Source organism: uncultured Gimesia sp. (assembly GCF_963972345.1).
GTDB lineage: Bacteria > Planctomycetota > Planctomycetia > Planctomycetales > Planctomycetaceae > Gimesia.
The window spans coordinates 1-6,046 of the sequence record NZ_CAXAVM010000292.1 but is presented as its reverse complement, the minus strand read 5'-3'; the positions used below and the strand labels follow the sequence as shown (position 1 = coordinate 6,046).

The window sequence follows — 6,046 nt, the reverse complement described above, 5'->3', positions numbered from 1 at the left end:
CTTATTAATTTCGAAAATAGCAATCAAAGGGAGCTTTTCTACAGAGCAGGTCAGGTCTCTTTTATTGAATGACCCCTTTTATTGAATGACCCCTTTTATTGAATGACCCCTTTTATTGAATGACACCTTATTATCTACCAGACAGGTTTCTGATCGCTCATTTTACGGCGGATTGAGAGGCCTGCACGATCTCCTGGTTTGCGAGATCAGGTTCTTAAAAAGTAAATAAACCCTTTAAACACAGGGTTCTCGATCAAAAACGAGGAAATCAATACCGTTTTTGAATTGTCGGCATGCAAACTGCTCTTATCAGCATCAGCAAATCGAAGAAATGCCTGTTCCGTTTCAGTGTCTTAAAACGGAATCAATGAGAAATACAGCTAAGGAGTGAAGTTATGTTAGAGGCGATCTTATTAATCATCCTGATTATGTTTCTGCTCGGTGCCTTACCAACCTGGGGATACAGCCGCAACTGGGGCTACGGACCCAGTGGAGGCATTGGCTTGATTTTGATCATCATTCTGATCCTGATTTTGCTGTGATCCATTTCAAAGTCGGACGTAAGCCAGTCATTACTGCTGCTTCCCCTTACCGGGTTTTCGGCTGCGTCCTTTGAGCTGATTTAATTGCGCAGAAAGATCTTTGACGGTGCCGGTCTGCTGTGCAGAAATGTTGACGTTCTCCAGCGGGTCGGTGTTGTGATCGTAAAGCATCTGTGAAACCAGCTTGCCTTTCGGAAGCGTAAATTCGGTGTAGCGGAGCGTATCGGTGCGAATGGTATCGCCATTTTTGTAACGGCTGATAGCGGCCTGTTTCCATTCTGTTTCGGGATCTTTCATCAGACCAACGAAGCTCTGACCTTTCAGGTGTTCGGGCTGCGGAATGCCGGCCAGATCGCAGAGCGAGGGATAGACGTCAATCGACTCAATCAGGGATGTGCGGCGTTCGCCCCCCTTGATCCCCGGTGCTCGCACAATCAGCGGGATGTGCAGCGAGCTTTCATAACAGCTGTGTTTGCACCACAGGGTATGGTCTCCCAGGTTCCAGCCATGATCGCCCCAGAGCACGACGATCGTGTTGTCGCTCAGTTGCAGACGATCCAGTTCCGCCAGCAGCTTGCCGATCTGCGCGTCGGTATAACTCACGCAGGCGTAATAGCCATGTATCAGATTCCGGGCGGTTTCCTCAGAGACCGGCCCCTTCGCAGGGATGTCGGCGTAGGCGCGCAGTTCGCCGAACGAATGAATCGACTCTTTGGGCGCATCCTGTGGAACTTTGTAATTCTCGGGCAACTGGATTTTATCGTGGTCGTACAGATCCCAGTACTTCTGAGGTGCAATGAAAGGGAGGTGCGGCTTGAAGAAGCCGACCGCCAGGAAGAAGGGCTGTTCCTGTTTTTCCAACTGCTGTAGTTTCTCAATGGCTTTTTCTGCCAGCACGCCATCCATGTAAGCGTTATCGGGGACGTCGGCTGATTCCCAGGCGGGGCCTCTTTTCCTCTTGCCCAGTTTCTGCCGCGCCGCGTGCTTTTCCTGGTTTTCCGGCCGCTGATACCACTGCACACCTTTGGGCCGCCACGCCGGTTCCGACCAGCCCTGCCTGTTGTCGGCAGGGTGATGGAAGATTTTTCCCAGTGATGCGGTGTAATAACCGTTCTGTTTGAACTGGGTATTCATGGTTGTCGCATGCGGCGCATCGCGTTCGGCCCAGGTGAGGTAGTTGACGAAGCGATTCCGTGCGGGGCGGATACCGGTCATCAGACTGGCCCGCGAAGCACCACAGGTAGGCACCATGCAGAACGCCCGCTCGAACAGCACGCTGCTCTCCGCCAGCTTGTCGATATGGGGCGAATGAATGTGCTGTTTGCCGTAACAGGCCAGTTCGGGCCGCAGATCATCGACGGCAATAAACAGGACGTTCGGTCGCTCCGCAGCAAAAGCGGGAGCGGCACAGAACAGGGCAATCAGAAGGAGCAGTGAGCGATACATCATCAGAGGTCCTTGAAATCGAGTGCAGGATTTAAGGGGGGACGCGACGTTCGCGTCAGCGAACCGGCTTTCTTTCTTCGTCAGTATATCAGTCGTCTCGGGGTGAGTCTTGTGCTACCTGAGAGCGGGGGGCGAAAAATGTGACTTTTCGCTGGCATTTTTTTATGCCCAACTGATTGCTGATTATCGCTGTTGTTGAACCGACCAGCGGGCAAAACAATTGCCACGTTCGTTTCTTCGATGAGAGTCCTCTTGCGGATACAGGCCTGGCGGGACATCGCTGACGGCGATGGAGGCATTAAAACGGTTGGGGTAGTATTCCATGATTCTGTGAAGTGAATCATTCGCAGCAAAGCCGGCGACGGTCAGAAAGAATGGGGATGGTTGTTCTTGAGGGATGATGCGTCCGGTGTAATCACCGCCGACGTGGATGCGTGTGGAAGAGAATCCGGTTTTCAGGACACCTGATAAATCGGAATCAATCCAGACTTTGCTCCAATCAGAAGACTGCAGTGTGCCTTCGAGGCGGCCTCCGATAAACGCATGGCAAAAATTATCTGCCCTGATATAACCGTCCGGCCTGACATCGCCAGTGATAATGATTTCTGAGAAGCCGTTGACATCCAGAGTGGAGTACAGATTGCCGCAGACAAGTATCGTGCCCCCTTCCGGAGCCGAGACTTTGTGGAGGCAGTCCCCTTCGATGATGACGGCTTGTTTCTCTTCGAGAAAGATGGCACCTGAGTCGCCGCTCCGTTTCAGCCAGGGATCGCTTTCCTTCTCGCCATGCTGCCAGTATCCCAGGGAGCGCTGGAACGCCATATCCATGACCACATCCGCATGCGCGACACGAACCTGAGTTTCAGTAGAGACGGGCATGATGCTGTGCGCCGATTATTAAAAGGGAGCTGAACCTTAAAAAAACAAAAGTGTCAGGTCCAAAAGATACTGGACCTGACACCGGTTGCTATCTGTTCTCACCAATCCTGAAACAGGTTCGCTGTTGCGGTAACCTGTTTGCCGTCTTTACCAGCTGCGGAACGAACCGTAATAGCTGCCGCCGTAACAGCCGACACCATATCCTCCGTAAGCGCCGCGACCCGTGCGGGCGTAGCTGGGGATGAACTGATCGAAATAGGGGCCGAGCGGGTTGCCGCCGGGGGGCGGTGTGAAGATGACGCCGCCGTCAGGAAGAGACTCAATCACAGGCGGATTCTCCGGAACAGGATCGAGCCCAGGCTCAGCGGGAACCTGTGTGTAGGAACTCATCTGCAGTGTCGGCGTAATTTCCTTCATTGGCTTTGAGGGTTTCCAGGTTCCGTTCTGATGGATCAGCCACTGACCTGCTTCGGTTTCAAACATCCAGTGACCGTTGTGGAAGTGGTAGCGTGCGCGGGTCGCGTCGTCGTAATTCAGATGAGCGGTCCCTGCGCGGACGATGGGATCCAGCTGGATCGTGTCGCTCACTCCAGAACCCGGTTCCGCAGCGGACAGGAGCAGGGGGCTGATTCCCAGCGCCACAGCGGCAGCCAATACTTTCAATCCAAGGCCTCTCATGTGTATTCTCCTCTCTGGTTGATCGAGTAAACAGTGGTTCCTGAACAGCGATCTCCATTATAGTCAAGGTCGGATTGATCAGCGAAGGAAAAGTGGCGGAAAATTGAAAAGTCAGTTTGTCTGCCGGTGATGAAAGTCTTTACTTTAATCGGTTAGAAATGGTGCTGGGTGCCCTTATCAATCCGGAAAATCAGCGTTAGTTTTAGAGGATGAGATAAATACCAGACTTAGTAGTTCCTGAGGTTCCCGGAATTTGAAGAATGATCATTTCAGAAAACAGGAATTGGTTAATCGATTACAATCAAATTGTAATCGACAGCATCAATGATTCATTTCCTCCAGAAAAATATTATAATGGCATTGATGGAATTCAATTGGTATGGACGAAAAGATGGAGTGATGATGACGATACCGGAGAATTCTTACGAGATTTCACAGGTAAGACCTGGGACCAGATAGACCACAATCTGATTTCCTACCACCGGGCAGCTCCAACTTTTATGTCATACTATGGGTTTATGAAATTTCTTCCAGCCCTATTGATTGATTTGTTTGACGACGATTGTCAACTGGATGACAGGGTGTTGTACGCAATCCTCGAACATTATGCATCATATCAATACGACATTCCAGATAAGTACGCGCTCAACATCGATCAAATCATATGCTGCATTCTGGCTCTTCATTTACCAGAAGAATTTCCGATTGATACTAACTTTCCATTATCTTCTGAAGAAAACGTTTTCTATGTCGGTTTAGAGTTCCTTTACCCCGCGATGACTAACGGATTGCCTTCAGAGCAAAAAATGATCATTCAATCAAAAATCGAGGAGATCAATGCCTGGTTTCTTGAACGTTGCTAAAGCAATTTAATTTTGTTGCAGTTGCGGATGAGTGGCCAGCAACAAAGCGGCTGCGGAGGCGGTCCAGACGGAGAAGGAGAGGGGGCCTTCGGGGCCGGTGCCAAATGTCATGGCCAGGGCGAAGGTGAGGAGTAACAGGCTGCTGGCAAATGCGATGTAACGTAACTGAAAGCCGATGACCAGGCCGATAGCCAGCAGAATTTCCAGGATCGTGGCTGTCCAGGCGAAGGGTAGGACCAGCGGTTCGGGTAAGAACCAGAGCAGCAGCCGCGTGTAGTCGACAAAGGGGGGAAAACTGCCCCAGGCAACTTCACCGGTTCCGACTGCGCCCCACAAGCCGAATCGATCGGCGACGGCAGAGAGAAAAGACGCGGCCAGAGCCAGACGAACGAACCAGAGGGCGAGTCGGGTGAGGCGGTTGTGTCGAGGAGAAGGGGAGTTCACGGTGCTGCTTTCTGTGTTGATTTGTGTTTGGGTATTAAAAAGGTGTCAGGAACCTTAAAATTAAGGTTCCTGACACCTTTTTACCATGACACCTGTTATTCAGGCTCGGGGATCACCAGTTGTCTGGCGTCGGAGGGATGTACCATGGTGACGATGAACCGGGTTCGTTTTTCAGGATCGGGGTTGCGGCCGATGCGGTGCAGGATCATGGCGGGTTCGAAAAAAGTATCGCCGGCTTTGAAAGTCTGCAGGGGTTCGTCGCCGACCTGGAATTCAAAGGTGCCTTCGAGGATGTAGCCGGAAACGGCGCCGGGATGCCGATGCGGGGGGCTGCCTGCGAGGGGATCGAGGGTGACTTCCAACATGGTGGCAGTCATGGTCTTGCCGTTCTGTTTCAGTTGGAGTTCATCCGCGCGAAGGACTTTGACGTGAACTTTTGGTTCTGCCGCCCCTGCTGCAAAAGTGTATGCAGCAAGGCAACAGACGCTGAGGAAAAACAAGGTGGCTGATGAGATGTTTTGTGATTTCACTGTGAAATTCCTTTGTTGGTGTTCGTAAAAGAGTCCTGACCCCTTTTTAAGCATGGGCCAGTTTGGTGCGGAGGATCTGGTCGATGAAGCTGTGGTCGGTGTGGAAGGCGATGCCCAGTCGATTCCAGGTGTTGATGATGCCGACGGCGAGTGTGAGTTCGCTGATGCCGGCTTCACCCCAGGCGTTGAGAGTAGCCAGGTAGAGGTCATCGTTGACGTAGCGGGTGTCGGCAATTTTGGTCAGGGTTTCTGCCCAGCGAAAGGCGGCTTTTTCCTGTTCGGTGAAGCAGGGGGCTTCTTCCCAGACGGCGGCCTGGTTAATGCGTTCGGGGGTTTCTTCCAGTAAGCCGAGGACCTGGGTGTGTAGATTGACACAGAACGCACAGCCGTTGATCTGTGAAACCCGCAGGCGGATCAGGTGCAGGAGCTTCGGGCCGAGCGTGCTCTGCTCCAACTGTTCTTCAATGGCCATCAGGTGCTGGGCGGCTTTGCCAATGTGTTTGTAATAATTGAGACGCGCTGTGGACATGATTTCCTCTCCTTGATTTATCAGTGAATTTGTCAGAATGAGCTGCTTGTGATGCTGTGATTATACCAGTACGATGGACCCGTTAAAGAACCACTATGGGTTAAAAGGATGGGGCCACTTTGATGAGCCGACGCG

Annotated in this window: 8 protein-coding genes; 2 read left to right on the top strand and 6 right to left on the bottom strand. The window is 51.8% G+C overall.

Translation table 11 applies throughout. The annotated features are described in order from the left end of the window. Positions 1–395 precede the first annotated feature (395 nt). On the top strand, positions 396–542 hold the full coding sequence (locus tag AACZ40_RS27770; RefSeq protein ID WP_291167392.1) for a DUF3309 family protein: 147 nt from the start codon (positions 396–398) through the stop codon (positions 540–542). Between the two features lie 30 nt (positions 543–572). On the opposite strand, the gene AACZ40_RS27765 is transcribed toward AACZ40_RS27770, so the two are convergent. From AACZ40_RS27765 to AACZ40_RS27755, 3 genes are all read right to left on the bottom strand, one after another. After that, positions 573–1,991, bottom strand: a complete 1,419-nt coding sequence (locus tag AACZ40_RS27765; RefSeq protein WP_291167395.1) for a sulfatase — start codon at positions 1,989–1,991, stop codon at positions 573–575. Between the two features lie 180 nt (positions 1,992–2,171). After that, the gene (locus tag AACZ40_RS27760) at positions 2,172–2,867 is read right to left on the bottom strand and encodes a hypothetical protein (protein ID WP_291167397.1); all 696 of its coding nucleotides are present in this window, start codon (positions 2,865–2,867) and stop codon (positions 2,172–2,174) included. Positions 2,868–3,014: 147 nt separating this feature from the next. Further along, positions 3,015–3,545: a hypothetical protein gene (locus AACZ40_RS27755; protein WP_291167399.1), complete on the bottom strand. Its 531-nt coding sequence runs from the start codon at positions 3,543–3,545 to the stop codon at positions 3,015–3,017. A gap of 260 nt (positions 3,546–3,805) precedes the next feature. Between AACZ40_RS27755 and AACZ40_RS27750 the strand changes: the two genes are divergently transcribed. Then, positions 3,806–4,408, top strand: coding sequence for a hypothetical protein (locus AACZ40_RS27750; RefSeq protein ID WP_291167402.1), 603 nt, complete (start codon positions 3,806–3,808; stop codon positions 4,406–4,408). A 6-nt stretch (positions 4,409–4,414) separates the two neighbouring features. Here AACZ40_RS27750 and AACZ40_RS27745 read toward each other — a convergent pair whose 3' ends face one another. From AACZ40_RS27745 to AACZ40_RS27735, 3 genes are all read right to left on the bottom strand, one after another. Continuing rightward, on the bottom strand, positions 4,415–4,852 hold the full coding sequence (locus AACZ40_RS27745) for a DoxX family protein (protein WP_291167405.1): 438 nt from the start codon (positions 4,850–4,852) through the stop codon (positions 4,415–4,417). A gap of 95 nt (positions 4,853–4,947) precedes the next feature. Then, positions 4,948–5,382, bottom strand: coding sequence for a cupin domain-containing protein (locus tag AACZ40_RS27740; protein ID WP_339676806.1), 435 nt, complete (start codon positions 5,380–5,382; stop codon positions 4,948–4,950). A gap of 46 nt (positions 5,383–5,428) precedes the next feature. After that, positions 5,429–5,911 (bottom strand): carboxymuconolactone decarboxylase family protein, encoded by a 483-nt coding sequence (locus AACZ40_RS27735; RefSeq protein ID WP_291167412.1) that lies wholly within the window; start codon positions 5,909–5,911, stop codon positions 5,429–5,431. Between the last annotated feature and the right edge of the window lie 135 nt (positions 5,912–6,046).

Bases quoted from the DNA above. Each gene is read 5' to 3' on its own strand.
- AACZ40_RS27765 (WP_291167395.1), bottom strand. From the start codon at position 1,991: ATGATGTATCGCTCACTGCTCCTTCTGATTGCCCTGTTCTGTGCCGCT.
- AACZ40_RS27755 (WP_291167399.1), bottom strand. From the start codon at position 3,545: ATGAGAGGCCTTGGATTGAAAGTATTGGCTGCCGCTGTGGCGCTGGGA.
- AACZ40_RS27760 (WP_291167397.1), bottom strand. From the start codon at position 2,867: ATGCCCGTCTCTACTGAAACTCAGGTTCGTGTCGCGCATGCGGATGTG.
- AACZ40_RS27735 (WP_291167412.1), bottom strand. From the start codon at position 5,911: ATGTCCACAGCGCGTCTCAATTATTACAAACACATTGGCAAAGCCGCC.
- AACZ40_RS27770 (WP_291167392.1), top strand. From the start codon at position 396: ATGTTAGAGGCGATCTTATTAATCATCCTGATTATGTTTCTGCTCGGT.
- AACZ40_RS27750 (WP_291167402.1), top strand. From the start codon at position 3,806: ATGATCATTTCAGAAAACAGGAATTGGTTAATCGATTACAATCAAATT.